16 protein-coding genes and 3 pseudogenes are annotated in these 18,529 nt (G+C 66.5%); 10 read left to right on the forward strand and 9 right to left on the reverse strand.

Annotated features, from left to right (window positions below; all coding sequences use genetic code 11):
• The first annotated feature begins 165 nt into the window (after window positions 1–165).
• Entirely contained in the window at window positions 166–672 is a 507-nt protein-coding gene (locus tag ACO1BU_RS31270; RefSeq protein WP_424139877.1) for a recombinase family protein, read from the forward strand.
• A gap of 46 nt (window positions 673–718) precedes the next feature.
• Here the strand turns inward: ACO1BU_RS31270 and ACO1BU_RS31275 are convergent.
• Window positions 719–1,630, reverse strand: a pseudogene (locus ACO1BU_RS31275) (IS30 family transposase); the annotation flags it as partial.
• 165 nt (window positions 1,631–1,795) lie between these two features.
• Between ACO1BU_RS31275 and ACO1BU_RS31280 the strand changes: the two are divergent.
• Complete coding sequence (locus ACO1BU_RS31280) at window positions 1,796–3,130, forward strand: type II restriction endonuclease (protein ID WP_481133252.1); 1,335 nt, start codon at window positions 1,796–1,798, stop codon at window positions 3,128–3,130.
• Between the two features lie 65 nt (window positions 3,131–3,195).
• Here ACO1BU_RS31280 and ACO1BU_RS31285 read toward each other — a convergent pair whose 3' ends face one another.
• Window positions 3,196–3,480: a cation diffusion facilitator family transporter gene (locus ACO1BU_RS31285; RefSeq protein ID WP_424139862.1), complete on the reverse strand. Its 285-nt coding sequence runs from the start codon at window positions 3,478–3,480 to the stop codon at window positions 3,196–3,198.
• A 551-nt stretch (window positions 3,481–4,031) separates the two neighbouring features.
• On the opposite strand from ACO1BU_RS31285, the gene ACO1BU_RS31295 reads away from it, so the two are divergent.
• Window positions 4,032–4,328: a hypothetical protein gene (locus ACO1BU_RS31295; RefSeq protein ID WP_424139864.1), complete on the forward strand. Its 297-nt coding sequence runs from the start codon at window positions 4,032–4,034 to the stop codon at window positions 4,326–4,328.
• Window positions 4,329–4,369: 41 nt separating this feature from the next.
• Here ACO1BU_RS31295 and ACO1BU_RS31300 read toward each other — a convergent pair whose 3' ends face one another.
• Window positions 4,370–4,636 carry a hypothetical protein gene (locus ACO1BU_RS31300; protein WP_424139865.1) on the reverse strand — a complete coding sequence of 89 codons (267 nt, stop codon included), beginning with the start codon at window positions 4,634–4,636 and terminating at the stop codon, window positions 4,370–4,372.
• Between the two features lie 668 nt (window positions 4,637–5,304).
• Between ACO1BU_RS31300 and ACO1BU_RS31305 the strand changes: the two genes are divergently transcribed.
• The 7 genes from ACO1BU_RS31305 (at window position 5,305) to ACO1BU_RS31335 (ending at window position 13,483) form a co-directional block, all read left to right on the forward strand.
• Complete coding sequence (locus ACO1BU_RS31305) at window positions 5,305–7,335, forward strand: multicopper oxidase domain-containing protein (protein ID WP_424139866.1); 2,031 nt, start codon at window positions 5,305–5,307, stop codon at window positions 7,333–7,335.
• Window positions 7,332–8,135, forward strand: coding sequence for a copper resistance protein B (locus ACO1BU_RS31310; protein ID WP_424139867.1), 804 nt, complete (start codon window positions 7,332–7,334; stop codon window positions 8,133–8,135). The genes ACO1BU_RS31305 and ACO1BU_RS31310 overlap by 4 nt, the downstream gene beginning before the upstream one ends.
• Before the next feature lie 208 nt (window positions 8,136–8,343).
• Complete coding sequence (locus tag ACO1BU_RS31315) at window positions 8,344–9,195, forward strand: Spy/CpxP family protein refolding chaperone (RefSeq protein ID WP_424139868.1); 852 nt, start codon at window positions 8,344–8,346, stop codon at window positions 9,193–9,195.
• 66 nt (window positions 9,196–9,261) lie between these two features.
• Window positions 9,262–11,220 carry a 2Fe-2S iron-sulfur cluster-binding protein gene (locus ACO1BU_RS31320; RefSeq protein ID WP_424139869.1) on the forward strand — a complete coding sequence of 653 codons (1,959 nt, stop codon included), beginning with the start codon at window positions 9,262–9,264 and terminating at the stop codon, window positions 11,218–11,220.
• Between the two features lies 1 nt (window position 11,221).
• The gene (locus ACO1BU_RS31325; RefSeq protein ID WP_424139870.1) at window positions 11,222–11,962 is read left to right on the forward strand and encodes a hypothetical protein; all 741 of its coding nucleotides are present in this window, start codon (window positions 11,222–11,224) and stop codon (window positions 11,960–11,962) included.
• A complete protein-coding gene (locus ACO1BU_RS31330; protein ID WP_424139871.1) occupies window positions 11,959–12,789 on the forward strand; it encodes a cytochrome c3 family protein in 831 nt (276 codons plus the stop codon). The genes ACO1BU_RS31325 and ACO1BU_RS31330 overlap by 4 nt, the downstream gene beginning before the upstream one ends.
• A gap of 88 nt (window positions 12,790–12,877) precedes the next feature.
• Entirely contained in the window at window positions 12,878–13,483 is a 606-nt protein-coding gene (locus ACO1BU_RS31335; RefSeq protein WP_424139872.1) for a hypothetical protein, read from the forward strand.
• A gap of 190 nt (window positions 13,484–13,673) precedes the next feature.
• Here the strand turns inward: ACO1BU_RS31335 and ACO1BU_RS31340 are convergent.
• From ACO1BU_RS31340 to ACO1BU_RS31365, 6 genes and pseudogenes are all read right to left on the reverse strand, one after another.
• A pseudogene (locus tag ACO1BU_RS31340) lies at window positions 13,674–14,075 on the reverse strand (IS701 family transposase); the annotation flags it as partial.
• A 48-nt stretch (window positions 14,076–14,123) separates the two neighbouring features.
• Window positions 14,124–14,789: a UPF0149 family protein gene (locus ACO1BU_RS31345; RefSeq protein WP_424139873.1), complete on the reverse strand. Its 666-nt coding sequence runs from the start codon at window positions 14,787–14,789 to the stop codon at window positions 14,124–14,126.
• A 51-nt stretch (window positions 14,790–14,840) separates the two neighbouring features.
• Window positions 14,841–16,406 (reverse strand): IS66 family transposase, encoded by a 1,566-nt coding sequence (tnpC, locus tag ACO1BU_RS31350; protein WP_424139874.1) that lies wholly within the window; start codon window positions 16,404–16,406, stop codon window positions 14,841–14,843.
• A 52-nt stretch (window positions 16,407–16,458) separates the two neighbouring features.
• Complete coding sequence (tnpB, locus tag ACO1BU_RS31355; protein WP_424139875.1) at window positions 16,459–16,803, reverse strand: IS66 family insertion sequence element accessory protein TnpB; 345 nt, start codon at window positions 16,801–16,803, stop codon at window positions 16,459–16,461.
• Entirely contained in the window at window positions 16,800–17,258 is a 459-nt protein-coding gene (gene tnpA, locus ACO1BU_RS31360; RefSeq protein WP_424139876.1) for an IS66-like element accessory protein TnpA, read from the reverse strand. Before tnpA ends, tnpB begins: the two co-directional genes overlap by 4 nt.
• 60 nt (window positions 17,259–17,318) lie before the next feature.
• Window positions 17,319–18,158 (reverse strand): annotated as a pseudogene (locus ACO1BU_RS31365) (IS701 family transposase); the annotation flags it as partial.
• Between the last annotated feature and the right edge of the window lie 371 nt (window positions 18,159–18,529).

The raw sequence follows: 18,529 nt of genomic DNA on the forward strand, positions 1-18,529 counted from the left end.
CCGTACGGTCCGGCCGCTCAGCGACCTCGGCCGATCCGCAGCCCACGCACTCCATCTCAGGCTCCCTGCCACACACCCCAGCCGGCAAGAAGCCTACCCACACCCGCCCCACCTCGCCAATCCGGGCCTCCCCGGCGCGAGAGCTGACAGATCCGGAGCGACCGCCTGCAACTAGCGGCAGCGATGGCCGAGAGTCGGGCCCGTCGCGCCGTGCTGCTGATCGCTAAGCTCGACCGCCTGGCACGCGACGCACATTTCCTGCTGGGGCTGGAAAAGGCCGGCGTAGAGTTCGTCGCTGTGGACATGCCGCATGCTAACCGGCTGACCATCGGCATTATGGCGCTGGTAGCTGAGGAAGAAGCCCGCGCGATCAGCGCACGCACGCGCGCAGCCCTCACCGCGGCAAAGATGCGCGGCGTAGTGCTAGGGAATCCACGGCTGCAGGCCGGTGATAAAAGAGTCGCAGCACTGGCATCGAATGTTTGGAAGCGCGACGCAGCGAAGCGGGCAGCTGAAGTGCTGCCCTACATCGTCGCCGCGCGCCGAGCTGGAGCCACTTCGCTGCGGGAGATTGCCGCGGCGTTGACTGCCCGAGGCGTGCGAACCCCGCGTGGCAAGGAGGTCTGGGGGGCATCACAGGTGAGGCGCGTGTTGGCGAGGCAAGCAGACTGAAGCTTCGAATAGGCTCTGGCCCAATTCCAAATGAACTGGATGGACCGTGCTGCGCCAGTTCCATTCCTCGATCCCAGGTCAGGGACAACATCAACCCCTGCGGGAGCTGCTGGACCTGCCGAACCAGCGCATCGACCACGCTCCCGGTGTCTTTGCCATCCACCTGCACGAGCATCAGAAAGCGAGATTGGCGCTCAACCAAGGTCGCGACATGCGTGTTCTTCGTGCCCGAGAGCAGGTCGCCTTCCCAGTGGCCCGGAACAGCACGGTCCTCAATCTCGGCTGGACGATCGCGGACCGACACGGCGTCGATGATCTGCCCTCTGGGTTGCCCCTCGGTGGTGGAAGTCTTGGCGCGACGCATCAGACGGCGGCTCCGGAGCGTCGCCAGCAGTTCTCTCTTCAGGACACCGCGGGCCTGAATGAACAGGCTCCTGTAGATAGTCTCGTGCGACACCCGCATGGCCTCGTTGTAAGGATATTCCGCCTCAAGCCAGCCGGACACCTCCTGGGGCGACCAATGCTGCGCCAGCTTCTCCGCCACCACGGCCTGCAGAGACCGGTTGGTGGCCAGAAGACACGACTTGGGGCGGCACGCTTGCTGCCAACTGCGGCTGTCAGCAGCCATGGCACGATACTTTATGCGGCCACCGTTGTGGCCGATCTCACGGCTGATGGTCGACGGCGACCGGCCGAGTTGCGCCGCGATCTGGCGTAAAGATAAGGCAGCCACCAGCCCTCGGGATATCTCCTCGCGCTCTTCCAGCGTCAGAGCACGGCCAGATCGCTTCCGCAGCGGCGGCGCGATGCCACCCTTGGCTTGCAGCACACCAAAGACCGAGCCCGCGTGCTTGCCGAGAGCCCGCCCGATGTCACTGAGCGATTGGCCATCCTTCCATCGGACCCAAAGCTCCCTTTTCTGCTCCGCTGATAAGCCAGGTCGGCCGGTTCGCGCCATCGTGGATCCTCTCGGAACATCATGAAATCAATCATGTTGCGCCGACCGGTTGAACCCACCGCCGCCGGTTTCGTTAACCCGGCACCTTGTGCGTCGGCCTTGAGCGCCTGCATTATTCTCGGAGCCAAGTAGCCGGGCACTGGCCGAACCCGGCTTCCCAGGATCATGATCCGCAACATGCACCTATCGTCACCCCTGCCGACCTTCGGGGGGCAGTTTGCGACCTCGCCCGACCTCCTGCCGTCGCTTTTGAAGCGTTGGCGTGACGATCCGGGTTCCACCTACCGGAGTTGGTTTCTCTGGGAGGAGCGGGTGAAGAACTTTCGCTCCATCCGCCGGGGGATCCAACAGGTGGTGACCGAGATCAAGGCGGGCACTTTCGGAGTCACTTATCGCGGCTCGTCGCTCGAGACCGTGGTCCACTCCATCGCGGAGCAACGACAGATTTTCAAAGGCGCAGATCATGCCTTTCTGTGGAAGCCCAAGCTTCGTATCCCGGACATCTACGAGAGCCCCGAGAACCAGCGCGCTTTCGGCCGTCTGCTCGACACCTGTGTCTGTTGCAACACCGAGCAGCAGATCATCGCGGCCATTCGGGAGATCGACGCTATGACGATCAAGGGCCTCGGCCCGGCAGTCGCGAACCTCCTCTACTTCCTGCACCCGACCATCGTGCCGCCGTTCAACACAGCCATTGTTAACGGCTACAACGCCCTAGCCGGCGCGAAGGTGAAGCTCGGCCGGTGGGACGAGTACCTAGCCATGCGCCAGGGCGTCCTCGCTCTGAACGCCAAGCACCGAACCCTCCTATCGAACGACCTAGGTGCCGTCGGTGGGCTCCTTTTCGACCTGGGTAGCGGCCGTTACCCAGCCCCGCCGCGTGAGGACGACGTGGGCGCCCGGGCCTCCTGGGAGGCAGACCTGGCCCGCGTGCGCGAGGAGGGGGCGAAGGCGGCCAAGGCCCTGGCCGAGGCCCGCAAGGAGGACGAGACCCACACGACGGTCCAGGGCTGGCTCCGCGACCTCGGGAGGTCACTGGGATACGACGTCTGGATCGCCGCCAACGACCGGAGCCGCCCGCTGGACGGGGGCAAGCTCGGCGACGGTTGCCTGGCCGAACTTCCGGCCGCCCTCGCGCAGGCGCCCGGTGCCGACGCCGTCCGGCTCATCGACGTCCTCTGGCTCTCGAAGGAGGCCGGGCGCATCGTGGCGGCTTACGAGGTGGAGCACACGACTTCCATCTACTCCGGCATCGTCCGCATGCTGGACCTCGCGCTAGGCCCCGAGGCGCACGCCCTTGAGGGCATGTTCCTGGTTGCGCCCGACGGTCGCGAGGACGAGGTGCGGGCGCAACTGGCACGGCCCGCCTTCTCCCGGGTCGCCGACCTGAAGGTCCATTACCTTCCGTACGGGGAACTCAAGGCGAACCGCGAGGCCATCGCGCGCTTCGGCCAGGGCATGAAGCCGATCCGCGCCATCGCGCGCGAACTCGTTGGATAGGACCTGTCTGAGAGCATCGCGGACGGAAGTCCCCACGGAAGGGCCGCGGGAGGCCTCCGAGCGGGTCAGAGCACCAGCACCCCGGCGTGCTTGGCCTTGCCCTCCGGCTCGACATGGACCGTGATCACGGCCTGCCCGACCTCTTCGCGCAATGCCTGCTCCAGCCGGTCGCAGATGTTGTGCGCGTCGCCGACAGCCATGCGGGCCGGGACTACGAGGTGGAACTCGATGAAGGTCACGTGCCCGGACGTCCGGGTGCGAAGATCATGCGCCTCCAGGGCACCCTCGGCTTGAGCAGAGATCGTCCGGCGGATGCTGCCCAGCACCTTCGGATCCACGGCCTTGTCCATCAGAGCGCCGGCCGACTCTCGGACCATCCCGAACCCCGCCCAGATGATGTTCAGAGCGACGATCCCCGCCAGGGTGCGTATTCCGGTGATGGTGAACGCGCATTCCGGTGATCATGAACACCTGCGGCACAGCGGCTGAGCGAGCCGTGGTGAGCCGCAACACCGGGTATTGAGGCGACGCTACCGACGGTTGAGCCTTTCACTCCTTCGTTGCGGCCGTCAAAGATGTTGCGGCACCGATGGCGTGGCGTTTACGCAGGCTCTCGCCTTTGAGTTCGAGGCGGTGGGCGCGGTGGACGATGCGGCCCAGCACCGCATCTCCCGGACCAGGGCAGCGAAAGGTCGGCCGCTTCCTCATCGAGGGCGCCCGGATGCTTCTCCGGGTCGAACAAGTGATGCCGGACGTGGTCCCCGACCACCTCGGCCATCAGCCCGGCCGTGGCGCCGCGGACGGCTGCGACTTGGCCTCGGATGCGCCGAACCCGGGCCAGTAGCTTCTGCTTTTCGCGGACGGTATGGGTCAATCCTGAACCAGCTTGAGGAAGACCTCCTTGGGGTCAGGCTGGCGTGTCGGTCTGGTCCTTACCCCGTCACCCGCAGGCGAGCCGCTGCGGTGTTACCAGATCCGGACTGAAACCGCGAAGCACATCCGGGACAGAGGCAAGGGGCGAGGCTACGTCAACGAGCACTTCCCGGTCGTCCACTCCGAGCCGCAACGGCTCGGTCGCGAGGTTCGCGACGATCTGCCGATCGGCTATGGCGGCGGTGCGGCCACGCAGCCGCCTGACCTCTGCCTCGCCCGCACGGAGGTAACCCGTTCCATGTCAAATGGCAGCCAGTTCGGGTGAGTGGGGCCCCAAGGACAACTGGTTCTATCGAGGAAGCCGCGTCAGCGCTGCTTGGACTGCGAACCGGTGCTCTGCTGCCCTTGCGGCGCACTCTCGCGACCGGCCCCTTGCTGTGCGCCCGGGTTAGGCGAACCCTGATTCGTGCGCGGCATGCGGGAATGGTCCATACCAGGCATGCTCGAGTGATCCATGCCTTGCATGCGGGAGTGATCCATTCCCTGCACGGAACCTTGCGGCTGGGTATTGCCCTGGGCGAGGACCGGTATCGTCAAGGCGGCGACCGCCAGGAATGCAATCAGGACGCGCATGTGAACCTCTTCCACCGAGAGCTGATGTAGACACGGCATTTGGAAGCCGACATCCGCTTCTAACACCGGTCGCGGTCACCGTTTGCATGACGTTATATGTCGGAGGGAGCGGTGCCCCCGTGACGAGGCAAATCCTCGTCCAGGGGATCAACCGGTGGCTAGAATCGTGGCCGAAGCGAGCGGGCAAAGTTCTGTGCCGCTGGATCCTTCGACCGATTGGCTGCCGCCGCTGTACCCCCTCTGACGCAGGCCCCTGCGCAGGCACTGGCAGTCTGCTCGTCCTTGCGCTCCGTGGCGCCTGACCAATCAGGCTCCTCGAGCCCGGGTAAAGATAGCGTCAACCTACCTCATCAGCTTCCCCTCGGAGCCGGACCGATGGCGGGCGCCAAAGCCCAGAACGACGTGGCCGTACCGCGCGCCCTGGTCAGCGACGAGGGGCACGGGAGTGAAACCGTCTTTTCTATCGTTTTGTTGCAGAACGCTCAGGATAATTGCTGAGGCTGAGTGGGCGGGGGATACACTCCACAGCCCGGCGGCCACCGCTGGCAGCGGTGTCCGGCATGCCGCAGCTTCGTCTGCTGCAACGAGAGCGCTGAGATGGGGCGGGTGCAGGGTATCCGCCCGAAGGTACGGTGAGGTTCGGCGGAATGGCATACAGGAGAAATTCTTTGAGTGAAGGCCGCCTGACGCGCCGCGGCGCACTGAGCGCCAGCATTGCCGCGATCGCCTCTTCACAGGTGCCAAGCGCTCTCGCTCAGCCCCGCATCGGGCGCGCACTGCCCCGCGAGTTCAACCTCGTCCTGGAGCACAGCACCTTCAACGTCACCGGGCGGGCACGCCCGGCAATGTCGATCAACGGGCAGATCCCGGGGCCCGTTCTTCGCTTCCGCGAGGGTGAAGAGGTGATCATTAACGCGGCGAACAAGCTACGTGAGAGTGCTTCGATCCACTGGCATGGCCTCATCCTGCCGAGTGGCCAGGACGGCGTTCCCGGCATCAGCGACGGCTTCCAAGGCATCCCGGCCGGGACGACGCACCAGTACCGCTTCCCGCTCGTCCAGTCTGGCACCTACTGGTACCACAGCCATTCAGGCGTTCAGGAACAAGCTGGCATCTACGCGCCCCTGATCATCGACCCACTGCGGCCAGACCCTTACGCGCATGACCGCGACTACATCGTCCAGCTCTCCGATTGGACCGACGAGAACCCCGAGCGCATCATTAGCAATCTCAAGCGGGACCCAGGCTACTACAACTACAATAAGCGGACGCTTGCGAGCCTCATCCAGGAACTGCGGGCCGCTCCTGACGCAACGGCGCGATCCGCAATCATCGCCGACCGGAGGATGTGGGGCGACATGCGCATGGACCCCACCGACATCGAGGATGTCGGCGGCTACACCTACCTGGTGAATGGCCGCCCGCCCGAGCGCAACTTCACCGCCGTCTACCGCCCCGGTGAGACCGTACGCCTACGCTTCATCAATAGCGGGGCCATGAGCCATTTCGACGTACGAATTCCGGGCGCTGAAATGACCGTGGTGCAGGCGCATGGAAACAACGTGCGCCCCGTGACGGTCGATGAGTTCCGTATCGCACCCGCCGAGACATACGACGTGCTCGTGCGTCCAGTGGGCGGGAAACAGTATCAGATCCTGGCTGAAACCATCGGGCGGCAAGGCTTTGCCAGCGCCAGCCTTGCCACGCAGGAGGGGCTACCGATGCTGCCGCTCCCGCCGCACCGGCCGCGGCCTGTTCTGACTATGGCGGATATGGGCGGCCCATACGGACCGACAGGACTTGATCGCGGTACGCCGCTGCCGGAGACGGACCGCCCCGGCCAGGTCGCCCCGCCGATGGATATGAGCGGGATGGACCACTCCAGCATGGCTGGAACATCCCACAGCGCGCATGGCGCAGCACCCGCGGGCCCGCCGCAGGGTTCCACCGCAGCGGCAGTGGACCACGCCAACATGCCGGGCATGGACCACTCGGCCATGGTCAGCCCACAGAACAGCGGAGCGCAGCCGCAGCAGGGGCGGCGACAGCGACCGCAAGGGGGGCGCAGTCAACCTGCGTCCGCGCTGGACCACGCCGCTATGGGGCATGGCATGCCAGCGCCAGCGCAGGCCATGAACCATGCGGCGATGGGGCACGGCGCGCCCGCCCCGGCGCAGGGAGTGGATCATGCCGCGATGGGGCACGGCAGCATGCCCGCCTCTGACCCTTTCACGAACGACGTTGGTGCTCCCCCAGGCGCGCGAGTGCTGTCTTACCGGCACTTGAGGGCTCTCTCGAATCCCTATCCGGTGCGGCAGCCGAACCGGGTCATCGAGGTTCGCCTGACCGGCAACATGGAGCGCTACATCTGGTCCATCAACGGCAACCGCCTGAGCGAGGCCCAGCCCATTATCCTCAATTACGGTGAGCGGGTCCGGATGAGGTTCATCAACGAGACCATGATGAACCATCCCATGCACCTGCATGGCGTGTGGATGCAGCCGCAGGTCGGCAACGGGAGCGAGAACCCGCTGCTGCACGTCGTGAACGTCAAGCCGGGCACCACGCTGGATGTTGACGTGGAGGCCGATGCCGAGGGCGGGTGGGGCTTTCACTGCCATCTACTCTATCACATGGAGGCAGGTATGATGCGTAAGGTCGAGATCCGCCGACCCGCCCGGGTGGCGTCGGCTCCATGAAAGTGCTTTTTGCCGGGGTGGCGCGCGTCGGAGTCGTTGCCGCAGGGGCACTCATGCTGGCCCTGGCGGCTGGAGATGCATCTGCGCAACAGGCTGCCTCTCAGCAGGCCGCGGCAGATCCCGGCGCCCATGGAGCGGGCGCGCATGAACTCTACTACGGCGCTGTTCTCGTCGACCAGATGGAGTACCGGAACCACGGTCGGGGGCATGGCATCTATGCCTTTGAGGGGCTGGCGTACTACGGGACTGACTATGACAAGGTGCAGCTGAATGGCCGCGCTGAGTCGAACCAGGCCGCGAGGGGACTCGAGCGCGCAGAACTGCAACTGCTCTACTCGCGGCTGGTCGGATATTATTGGGACGTGCAGTTCGGCGTGCGCCACGACTTCCGCATCAACCCGCGCACCGGGACGCCTGCCCGGACCTACGGTGTGGTCGGCCTTCAGGGTCTCGCGCCCGGCCTTTTCGAGGTGAACATCCAGGGCTTCATGGGGGAACGCGGAATTCCGCTGCTCCGTACCGAAGTGGGATACGACCTCTACATCACCAACCGCCTTGTGCTGCAGCCGGAGTTCGAGCTGAATTTCGCGGGCGGGCGGGACGAGGCCGCTGGAATCTCTCCTGGCCTGTATCGCATGGAGACGGGTCTGCGGCTCCGGTATGAGTTCACCCGCGAGGTCGCCCCTTACATCGGCATCTCCTACGAGCGCACCGTCGGCGGCGCGGCCGGTCTCACACGTCGCCAGGGAGAGAAGCCTGAAGCGACGACCGTCGTTGCGGGACTTCGCCTGTTCTTCTGATCCAGTCGTGCATCCGCTTTGCCGTCCCCCTGGTCGCTTCCCCGGATGCTCTGCGTCCCGTGCTCAACCGCGCGGCTCGCCGCTGTGCTTGATGTGAAACAAGGCTCTCCGCTGCCCGGCTAGTTAGCGGATCGCCACAGGGGCGACCTCCTAGCCAGCTGCGGAGGCGCTGCGCCGGACGTCTTAACGAGAAAGAAGGACCACGACAGTGTCGAAGCAGCGCTCGCTCCCCACCGCCGCCACGCTCGCGGTGCTCGTTCCACTCTCGTCGCTTGCGGCGAGGGCAGAGTTGCCCGAGCTGCCCTTGCAGCTTGCCATGATGGACATGATGCCGATGGGCGGCGGAGGAGCCCATCAGGAAGCGGGTGGGATGCGCATGGGCGACGACATGCGCATGCAGCCCATGCAGGCCCCCCAGATGCAGGGGGGCGCCGGAACCGGTGCAATGCCTGGCATGAGCCAGCCCGGACCCGCTCAGCAACTAGGCGCCAACCAGACGCCGCCACAGCCCGCACCGTCGGCAGGCATGGGATCAGGCGGCGTGATGGACGACAGTATGAGCATGGGCGGTGCGATGGCGGCCCAGGGCCAGATGCCCATGCTGTCCATGGGCCAGGGAACAACGGCGGGCTGCCCCATGATGCCCATGATGCCCATGATGCAGAACATGATGCGCATGGGCGCGCCCCAAATGGGGATGACGCCGGTGCAGGGTGGCTCCATGCCAACGGGCAGCTCCGCTGCGCGCCTTGAGGGGCGGATCGCTTTCCTTCGCACGGAGTTGCGCATCACCGATGCCCAGGCTTCTGCATGGGATGGCTTTGCGAATACGTTGCGCGCCGGGCGCGAGCACCTCGATGCGGCGCGCAGTGCCCTGCGGGACAGTACGACGGCAGTAGATCCTCTGAGGCGGCTGGAGGCGTTCGAAACCCATCTGCGGCAGCGGACCGAGGCAATCCACACGACCCGGATGGCCTTCACCACGCTCTACGCTCAACTCGACGACGCGCAGAAGCGCGTGGCCACGGCGACCATGCTGCCGTTCATCGGAACGTTCTGAGCGGGCGCGATGCCACCGGCCAGATCCAGCCGCTGGCGGTTCGCCGCCACACTGCTCGGAGCGTGGATGAGCAGCGCGGCGGTCGCCCAGGTCGATCCGGGCAACCACAGCGCCCACCATCCGGAAGGAGTCGCGCCGCCTCCCGAGGCTGCACCGGTCCACCCGGGCGGTGCCGCGTCTCCGGTGGTGCCATCCGCCCCCCGGGCGGCCGCGGAGCCGAATGCTGGTTGCGTGGGGATGATGGGCTGCATGGGGAAAGGGCCTCGGCCGTTCTATGCGGCCTTGCTCGAAATGCCGACGCTCACGCCGGAGGCGCGCCGCACGATTGAGGCGGAAGCCCAGCGACGCATCGGCTGGGGAACGCAGGCGGTCGTGTCCGGGGCGGCAAGGGTCCAGCATGCGCTCGGCTCCGACGATCCCTCCGATTTCCAGCAGGCCATCGCGAACCTGCGCGAAGGCGTGCAGATGCTCGAGAGCGGAACCGCAGCGTTGCGTGCGGTCGAGGCTGGTTCGTCGCCGCGGCAGATCGCCCTGACCTGGTTCCGGGACCAGCTCTCTCTTCCGGTGCCCGAGGCGGGGCCTACGGCGGCGGCAGGCGGCGGTGTTTGGGGATTGTCCTGGTACCACCTGATAATGATGGCGTTCCTCGTCGCTTTCCTGCTCGGCACCCTCGCGCTCCAGTATGCCCGGATGCGCCGTATTGCCGGGCTGGCCCAGCGTCTTGCGCCTGGTTCTCCCGGGCGCGCGCCTGGCCTCCCAGCGGGAGCCGGGGGGGCGCCGCCCAATCCAGGGCCACCCGCAGCTTCCGGCACCGAAGCCACGGCGCTTGCGACGTCTGAGCAGCCCCTGGCGGAGGCAGCCGTTCAAACCCCGACGACCAGCCCGTCGCCGTCCCCCGCGGCGGCCGCAGCTGCCGCCAAGCGGCCCTGGTCGGGCCTGCTGCGGTTGGCGGCAGTCTTTCCCGAGACGGCCAACGTGAAGACGTTCCGGCTGATGAACCCGGAGGGCGGGGACGTCCCCTTCGCGTTCATGCCGGGCCAGTTCCTGACCTTCTCCGCGAAAGTTGCGGGGGAGCGCGCCCGCCGGGCCTACACCATCGCATCCTCGCCGACGCAGCGGAGCTACGTCGAGGTCACCGTCAAGCGCGAAGAGCAAGGACTTATCTCGCGCCACCTGCACGACCGGGTCTCAGTGGGTGCTCTGCTCGAGGTCTCGGCCCCCGCAGGGGTGTTCACCTTCACCGGCACGGAAGCCGACAGCATCGTCCTGATCGCGGGTGGCGTTGGCATCACACCGATGATGAGCGTCACCCGCTATCTGACCGACCGCTCATACCCAGGCGATATCTATTTCCTCTACGGGGCGCGTACGACACAGGATTTCGTCTTCCGCGAAGAGCTCGAGTACCTCCAGAAGCGGCACGCGAACCTGCATGTCGCCGTGACGATGTCGCGTGCCACAGGATCGGCCTGGATGGGGCCCGAAGGCCCGATCTCGAAGGAATTCATCGAGCGCTCCGTCTCCGAGGTCGCCCGTCGGCGGGTCCATCTCTGCGGCCCACCGCCGATGATGGAGGCCGTGAAGGCCGCGTTGGCCGCGCTCGGGGTGCCGAAGGAGCAGATTAAAACTGAGGCGTTCGGCCCCGCCCGTGGCGTCAGCCCGGGAGCGCCCGCGCCCCTGCCACCGGCGTCCCCTGCCCCCCCGAGCGGCTCCCCCTCCGTTCCGTCGCCCGCTCCAGCCGCTTCGCCGGTGCCTCGGATCGCCACCGCCGAGGTCCATTTCACCAAATCGGCCAAGACCGGGGCGCTCGCTCCGGACGAAACCGTCCTGGAGGCGGCCGAGGCGATAGGGGTGCCGATCGACTACTCCTGCCGCATCGGCATCTGCGGCGCCTGCAAGGTGCCGCTGCTGAAGGGCGAGGTGGCGATGGAGGTCGAGGAGGGGCTCCCTCCCGACGAGAAGGCGAAGGGCATCATCCTCGCCTGCCAGGCGAAGTCCCTCGGCAACCTCGAGGTGGAGGCGTGAGGTGAGCGAGACAGAGAGATTGGCGGTTGGCGCCCTAGTCAGCGTCCTGGCGCTCCTGACCCCCGGCTTTCTGCTGCACGAGGCGCCGCGCTTCCCAGGAAGCCTGCCCGGGAGCTTGCTTGGCATCGCGGGCGCCGCCTTGCTCGGGCTGCTGCTCATTTACGCCCTCGTTAAGCACAGCGCCTGGGTCCGGCGACGAGTGACGAAGCACGCCTCTCTGCGCGCGATCCTCTCCTTCCACGTCTACACCGGCGTGGTAGGCGCCCTGCTCGGGATCCTGCACAGTGGTCACAGGTTCCAGAGCCCCCTCGGGATCGGACTGGTGTCGGCGATGTTGGTGGTCGTTCTGAGCGGCTTCGTCGGCCGCTACTACCTGGCGCAGATAGGCACCGACCTGCGTGAGCAGCAGGCGAGGCTAGGGGCGCTCAGGAGCCGCTACGACCTGCTCGCCGCGGAAGCCGCCGGGGTCATCCCGAAAGGTGCTGCAACCGTCATCCTCCCGGGGCCGGTGCCCGGGCCATCAGCGCTGACGGCATTCGGCGCAGGCGTCCCGGGAATTCCGCTCGGCCATCTGCTCGGCGGGATTGCCGACCTCGAGCACGCAATTGGCCGACGCGAGGCTCTCAAGCGGACCCTCTCCCGTTGGATAGTGCTGCACGTGGCCGCAGCTCTGGTGCTTTACCCGCTCCTGGTCCTGCATATCTGGAACGGGGTCTACTTCGGCTTGCGGTGGCTTCCTTGAAGGTCGCCACAGCCATCTACCTAGTGCTGGCGGTCCTCGGCACGGCGGCCGCCGTGCTGGTGCCGCTGGAGATGTACCGCTCCGGACCGAGTGCCCTCGCGAGCTGGCGTGCCGCGGTGGTTCCGGGGCCGCTCTCTGCAGCGCACTCCTTCTTGGACGCACAATGCGAGAGCTGTCACACGCCGGATCGCGGGGTGGAAGCGGCGTCCTGCGTCACCTGCCACGCAACCGCAGCGTCAGAGTTGCTGCCAAAGCCTTCCACCGCCTTCCACGGGTACATCGGCGAATGCGCCGGTTGCCACGTGGAGCACCAGGGCCGCGACCGCCGCCCAGTCAACATGGATCATTCGGTGCTGGCCGCGGTGGGCCACGCCCAGGCCGCCGAAGCCGAGGCACGCAACTCACCGACGCGTGAGGCCAGCTTCCGCCATGCGCTCGCGAAACTGCAGGGACTGCTATCCGGTAGTGGAGCGGACCTGGTCGGCAGGCCTCTGGACCGGCGATCCTTGCCCGGCCGCACGGCTGCGAGCCTCGACTGCGCGGGTTGTCACGCCAACCACGATCCACATCAGACGCTCTTCGGCCGGGACTGCCAGAGCTGCCACAACACGGCAGCCTGGGTGATCGCCGCCTTCCGGCACCCCTCTCCCCGTTCGCGGGACTGCGTGCAGTGCCACCAAGCTCCGCCCAGCCACTACATGATGCACTTCATGATGCTCGGAATGATGACCGGGCAGACGCACGCGCGCGTCGAACAGTGCTTCCTGTGCCACCAGACCGACAGCTGGAACAACATCAAGGGCGTCGGGTGGTTGGACATGCATTGAGTCTCGTGCTCCCCACCCGCTGCCGCCCGGGGCAGAGGGTACTGAGGGCGGGCGACGCGAGAAGGATCTATTAGGGGAGACACCTGCGATGAGCGGCTACGCTGGGCTGCGGGAGAACGGGTCAGGACGCGCTCAAACCGGCGCGTCCAGCGAGGAGCCCGGGAAGCATGACAGTGCGGCCAGGATTCCAGCCGTGCTGGGGGAGGACAACAGCCGCCGCGGGCTCGTTGCGGCGATTGCTGCCGTCGTCGTCACGACTGCTGTGGCCGTCTCGCGTCCGGCTTCCGCGGTAGATCCGGACGGCGCCTTCCGCCGTAGCGGTGACCTCGTAATCTACCTCGCCGTGATCCCGGCGGCTGTCGTCCGTGGCCATCCGCCGGAGCACACCGGCCGCGGGTTGCATGGCGGGCCACCGCCCGGCCGCTACGTTCACCACCTGCTGGTTGCGCTGTTCGATGCGAGGACCGGGACGCGGGTCGCGGATGCTGACGTGAAGGCGGTCGTCCACGGGTTGCGCCATGCGCCGGAGGAGCGGATTGAGCTTGAGCCGATGGTTGTTGGGGGAGCCCAGGCCTATGGCGGCTTCGCCACGCTACCTGCGCGTGACTACTACCGCATCGAAATCGAGGTGAACCGCACCGGCGGCACTGCGCCCGTGCGAGCCGTCTTCCCGCATCGGCACTTCCAGCCGTGAGCCGGACCACGCGGGCTTCCGGCGAGGCGTTGATCGGGCACAAGTCACCGGGTTGGGAAGGCAGCCTAGCATTACAGTTGCGATCTACGTTGGACGTGGACTTGCTGGGCGGCAGCTTGGTGTGCTCGTCGCCAGAGTGACCATGCGATGACGTGGGCGGGCCGGATCTTTCGTTGGGCGAGGCGGCTCGCTACGCGGCGGACCTCCTGGATAGACCAGCGGATGAGCGGCGTTCGCTGCGACTCACGCGGGCTGAGGTTTGCTCATCGGCAGCGTTTGCGCGGTGTCGGATCGCCGCCATCATGGCAAAGGCGAGCATGACCAGCGACACATGGCGGTGCCAGCCGTGCCACGAGCGTGTTTCGTTGTGGGTCAGCCCGAGTTCGTTCTTGGCGGTCTCGAAGCTGTCCTCAATGGCCCAGCGATGCCCCTCAACAGCGACGAGCGCCTCGATTGGGGTTCCGGCCGGGCACCAGGTGGTGAAGTAGGCCAGCTCGCCATCGGCGATGTGGCGGCGGATCAGCAGACCTCGCGTCCACAGGCGCTTTGCTGGCGGACTGAGTTCATCCGCCTCCAGGTCGGCCAACTCCGTATGCGTCAGCGGGGCCACACGGTTGACGAGCTTGGCGCGACCTGGGGGTCAGTTTTTGCCGCAGCAGAGCTTGAACTTCCGGCCTGATCCGCAGGGGCAAGGCGCGTTGCGCCCGATCTTGGGAACGCGCCCGTGGGTGCGCCTGGCTTTCCAGAACCGATCAATGGCGACCGCGCAGGGGGCAATCATATCCGGCGCTTCGGCGAGCAACTCGTCCAGCCGCTCTTCATCGACCTCGAGGTCGAGATCTTCCGGGTCGCGTGCCAGGAGCAGGATCGGCGTCATCAGCAGGCCGGCGTCGCGGTGGCTGAGTAGCGGATCCCAGGCAGCGGGCCGTAGGCTGACAGCTTCGAGGAATCCTCCAGCCCAGAAGTCGGCGATCACCTCATCTTCGGCGTCCGTCAGGAATAATGGTTCGAGGGTACCTGCTCCGTCCTGCAGCCCGTGGATGATCTCATTGTAGTGCGCCATGATGGCCCCGAGCACGGCCTCGGCCTCGGCGGCGTCCGCGAACACCGGCTCGTCGCCGCCCCAGATGAGAGGCAGCCATTCGCTGGGCATGATGGTTTGCGGGCCGACCACGATGCCGGTCAGGAACCCGTCGAGTTCGGACAGCCCCATGGCATCCTCGGGTGCGCGATCCGAGGCGAGCCAGGCCTCAAGCAGGTCGAGCTGCGGCGACCCAGTTCCTGGTGGCTGCGGTGCTTCTGCCATGGCTCCCCTCCGGTGCCTGCAGGGGCAGCTTATGGCCGCTGCGGGAACGGGTCACGGGCGAAGCTTCCAGGGCAGCAGATCGTCCAGGCGGTTGATGGGATGGCCTTGGGCAAGGCGATCAAGCACGGCAGCGATATAGCTCTCGGGATTGAGGCCGTTGAGCTTCGCGGTCTCGGCGAGGGTGTAGATGATGGCGGCGCGCTCGCCGCCAGAATCTGAGCCGAGGAATAAGAAGTTTTTTCTGGTGACTGCGATACCCCGCAGCAGCCGCTCGGAGAGGTTGTTGTCGATCGAGAACCGCCCGTCCTCGAGGTAGCGCGCCAGCGCATCCCATCGGCTGAGGGCGTATTGCAGGGCTTTGCCCAGCGCCGACTTGCCCGAAACCCGGCGGCGCTGCGCCTCCATCCAGCTGCGCAGGTCGACGAGCAGTGGCTTGCTGCGCGTCTGGCGCTCGGCACGGCGTTGCTCCGGCGCGAGACCGGTGATGGCTGCCTCAATGGCGTAGAGCGCCCTGATTCGCCTGAGGGCTTCCTCAGCGATCGGCGACTTCGTTGCCTCGAACACATCGAACAGCTTGCGACGGGCATGCGCCCAGCAGGCGACATGGGTCACCCTTGCTGGCTGGCCATGCTTTGCTTGGGTGAGCGCGTCATAGCCGGCAAAGGCGTCGGCATGCAGCCAGCCCGCGAACCCGGCAAGATGGCCCTGCGGCCGTTTGCCTTTCCGGTCGGGCGAGTAGCGGTAGAACGCGACAGGCGGCCCCTTGCCGCCCCAGGGTCTCGGGTCGAAGGCATAGACCCAGAACCGGGCCTCGCGGGTCTTTCCGCGCCCGGGCGCCAGCACTGCGATCGGCGTGTCGTCGGTCCAGATGACCCCCTGGCTCATTGCCTGGCGGCCGATCGCCTCGGCCAGTGGCCGTAGCCACCAGGCGCTTCGGCCCACCCAGTCGGCCAGCGTCTGCCGCTCGATCTCCACCCCCTCTCGCGCCAGAATGCCGGACAGGCGATAGAGGGGCAGGCCATCGAGGTACTTCGAGACCAGCACATGGGCGAGCAGCCCGGGACCGGGCCGGCCGCGCTCCACCGGTAAGTCGGGCGCGGGCGCCTGCAGCACCGCCTCGCAAGCCCGGCAGGCATAGCGGGGCCGGACGTGGCGGATCACCTTCAGCCGGGCGGGAATCTTCTCCAATACCTCGGTGACATCATCGCCGAGCCGCGTGAGGCGCGCAGGATCGGTGCAGCCGCACCGACAGGCCAGCACCGGCTCGTGGACCACGGTCTCGCGTGGCAGGTGCTCAGGGAGCGGCCGGCGCAGCGCGGGCCTGCGTTGCCCCTCTGGCCGGTCGCGGGCCTTGTCGGCCACAGCATTATTCTGAGCCTGGTCTTCTTCGAGGTCACCGATCAGCATCTCGAGCTGACCGATCTCGGCATCCAGCCGCTCGGATGAGCGCCCATAGCGGTTGCGCCGCAGCGTCGCGAGTTGCACCTTGAGCTTCTCGATCTCAAGCCCCGCATGCAGCAGCCGTGCATCGCGTTCGGCAATGGCCGCATCACGCTTCGCCAGCAGGGCGCGCAGCGCGGCTATCTCGTCCTGCGGTGTGGCGAACGCTGTATCCACGCGCAGAGTCTAGGAGATCACTTCGCGTCGTGACCAGCAGAACCGTGGCTGATCAGACCGTGACCTCCGGCCGTGCCGTCCAGGCCGGCATGCGCCAGTCAATGCCCTCCGCAAGCATCGACAGTTGCGCGGGCGTCAGGGACACCGTGCCGTTCACTGACTGAGGCCACACAAACCTGCCCCGTTCCAACCTCTTCGCATAAAGGCACAGTCCCTGGCCGTCCCAGACCAGGAGCTTCAGCAGGTCACCCCGCTTGCCCCGAAAGGCAAACACCGCCCCACTGTAGGGATCCTGCGCCAGTACCGTCTGCACCAGGGCTGCCAGGCCGTCGAAGCCCTTCCGCATGTCGGTCACACCACAGGCGAGATAGACCCGGGTGCCAGCCGGCAGGATCATCGGGCCTCCAGGATGGCCAGCACGCCGCGGAGCAGCGCGAGATCCGCCCCACGGCCCAGCCGGACCTGCACCCCACCCGGCAGGCCAATCTCGATCACCCCCTCCAGAGATCCCGCCACAGATCCCTCCGGCACCGTCCCTGACAGAAGCGGCCGCTCGACCTCGGGGCTGATCTCGACCGGCACGAACCCCGCCATGGCAGTCACCAGCATCTGTTTACGCCAGGTAAACAGCAGCCCGGTGCTGATCCCGTGCCGCTCCGCAACCGCTTTGGCCATCACCCCGGGCGCCAAGGTCTCCTGCACGATCCGCAGCTTCTCCTCGGCCGTCCAGTTCCGCCGACGCTCCGCCCGAACCCGCACCTCAACGCCCGCCGCCGCACCACGCCGCGGCCTCTTACGAGGCTCGTAAGAGCGCATCTCGGCCATCACGGCCCCACCATCCGCGTCTGTCATGCAAGACAGTGTCGGACGACAGCTTCAGCCAGAAAACGTGGCGATCCGCTGACGCATACCCAACTCCAGGTAAGCCCAGTCGTGCAGTCGCTCCCCCTTAGTCCCGATCCCTGCGGACAGGCGCCGCCAGGCGGCGGGATCAAGATCCTAGGCGATGTCCTCGGCCGTCCCGGCAACCTCGGGTTTGCCGACCCAGGATCCGAAGTAATGAGTGGCATTGACGCCCAGCACGTAACCCTTGGCTGCACGCCGCAGTGCCATCTCGATGTCGCCCACGCCGTAGACGCTGTCAGCCGCGACCCAGCCAAAAGCAACGCCTGCGGAGATGACGCGCTCGATCATGCCGAGCGCCATGACAGGCTTGGTCGCAAAGACGGTGCCCGGTGGAACATGAGCCGCGGCCATGCGGGCCGCGTCGTCCGTCCAGCGCCTGGGCAAGTAGAGCGCACGATCGATGAAGGCATGCCCGTGCTGGGACACGAGGGCCGCGAACACGCCGATCTGGCAGTTGGTGATCTTGCCCGCGGAGCCCGTGTACTGCCGTCCGACACCGCAGGACGCCTTGCCCTGCTTGAGGAAGCCTGTCTCGTCGATGACCAGCACCGCGTCCCTGGCCGCAAAATGCTCGGCCACGTAGTCACGCACGATGTCGCGTAGCGCATCAGCATCCCAGCGCCCGCGGCCGAGAATGGCCTGCTGGCGCCACGGCCCAGGATCTCCCGCCGCCTCAGCCCGCATCCAGCCCGTCTTACGCCGCTCAGTCCCCAGCAGGCCGTCCAGGAACAGCCCGGCCGATGCTGCGATACGCGCCTGAGTGAACAACGGCCGGATACGAGCCTTGGTCTCACGCAGCGACGATGCCCATAGCTCCAGCACCGTCTCGATTGACGCGCCTGTCATCCGTGACCCTCACAGCAGGTCATCCATTGACTGAGGCATCGCAGAAGAATGCAACTGTAATGCTTCCGTAATGGGCCTTCGGGCGTCAAGCCCCTCGAGTGAGTACCACGTCGCCGGTGTCATGCTTCCGTCCGTGGTCGGCACGAGGCCGCCACATCATGCGGTCAGAAAGGAGCCAGCGGGCCAATCTAAGACGCGTGGTTCGCCCCAGGGGGTTTCCACAGCACTACTCCCGGCCTCACTACCTCCCGCGTCCCGGCGACGGGACCTCAGACGAGCAGGATCGGACTGACCCGTCCTGCCCGAAGCTCCATCCTCTCCGCGCTGTATCAGGCTGCCTGCGCCTCCTTGCCCCAGCGGAACTCCGTGCC

Source organism: Roseomonas chloroacetimidivorans (assembly GCF_049629625.1).
In the GTDB taxonomy this organism is placed as follows: domain Bacteria; phylum Pseudomonadota; class Alphaproteobacteria; order Acetobacterales; family Acetobacteraceae; genus Roseomonas; species Roseomonas chloroacetimidivorans.

Bases quoted from the DNA above. Each gene is read 5' to 3' on its own strand.
- tnpB (WP_424139875.1), bottom strand. From the start codon at position 16,803: ATGATCCTGCCGGCTGGCACCCGGGTCTATCTCGCCTGTGGTGTGACC.
- ACO1BU_RS31335 (WP_424139872.1), top strand. From the start codon at position 12,878: ATGAGCGGCTACGCTGGGCTGCGGGAGAACGGGTCAGGACGCGCTCAA.
- ACO1BU_RS31320 (WP_424139869.1), top strand. From the start codon at position 9,262: ATGAGCAGCGCGGCGGTCGCCCAGGTCGATCCGGGCAACCACAGCGCC.
- ACO1BU_RS31285 (WP_424139862.1), bottom strand. From the start codon at position 3,480: ATGGACAAGGCCGTGGATCCGAAGGTGCTGGGCAGCATCCGCCGGACG.
- ACO1BU_RS31300 (WP_424139865.1), bottom strand. From the start codon at position 4,636: ATGCGCGTCCTGATTGCATTCCTGGCGGTCGCCGCCTTGACGATACCG.
- ACO1BU_RS31345 (WP_424139873.1), bottom strand. From the start codon at position 14,789: ATGGCAGAAGCACCGCAGCCACCAGGAACTGGGTCGCCGCAGCTCGAC.
- ACO1BU_RS31310 (WP_424139867.1), top strand. From the start codon at position 7,332: ATGAAAGTGCTTTTTGCCGGGGTGGCGCGCGTCGGAGTCGTTGCCGCA.
- tnpA (WP_424139876.1), bottom strand. From the start codon at position 17,258: ATGACAGACGCGGATGGTGGGGCCGTGATGGCCGAGATGCGCTCTTAC.
- ACO1BU_RS31280 (WP_481133252.1), top strand. From the start codon at position 1,796: ATGATCCGCAACATGCACCTATCGTCACCCCTGCCGACCTTCGGGGGG.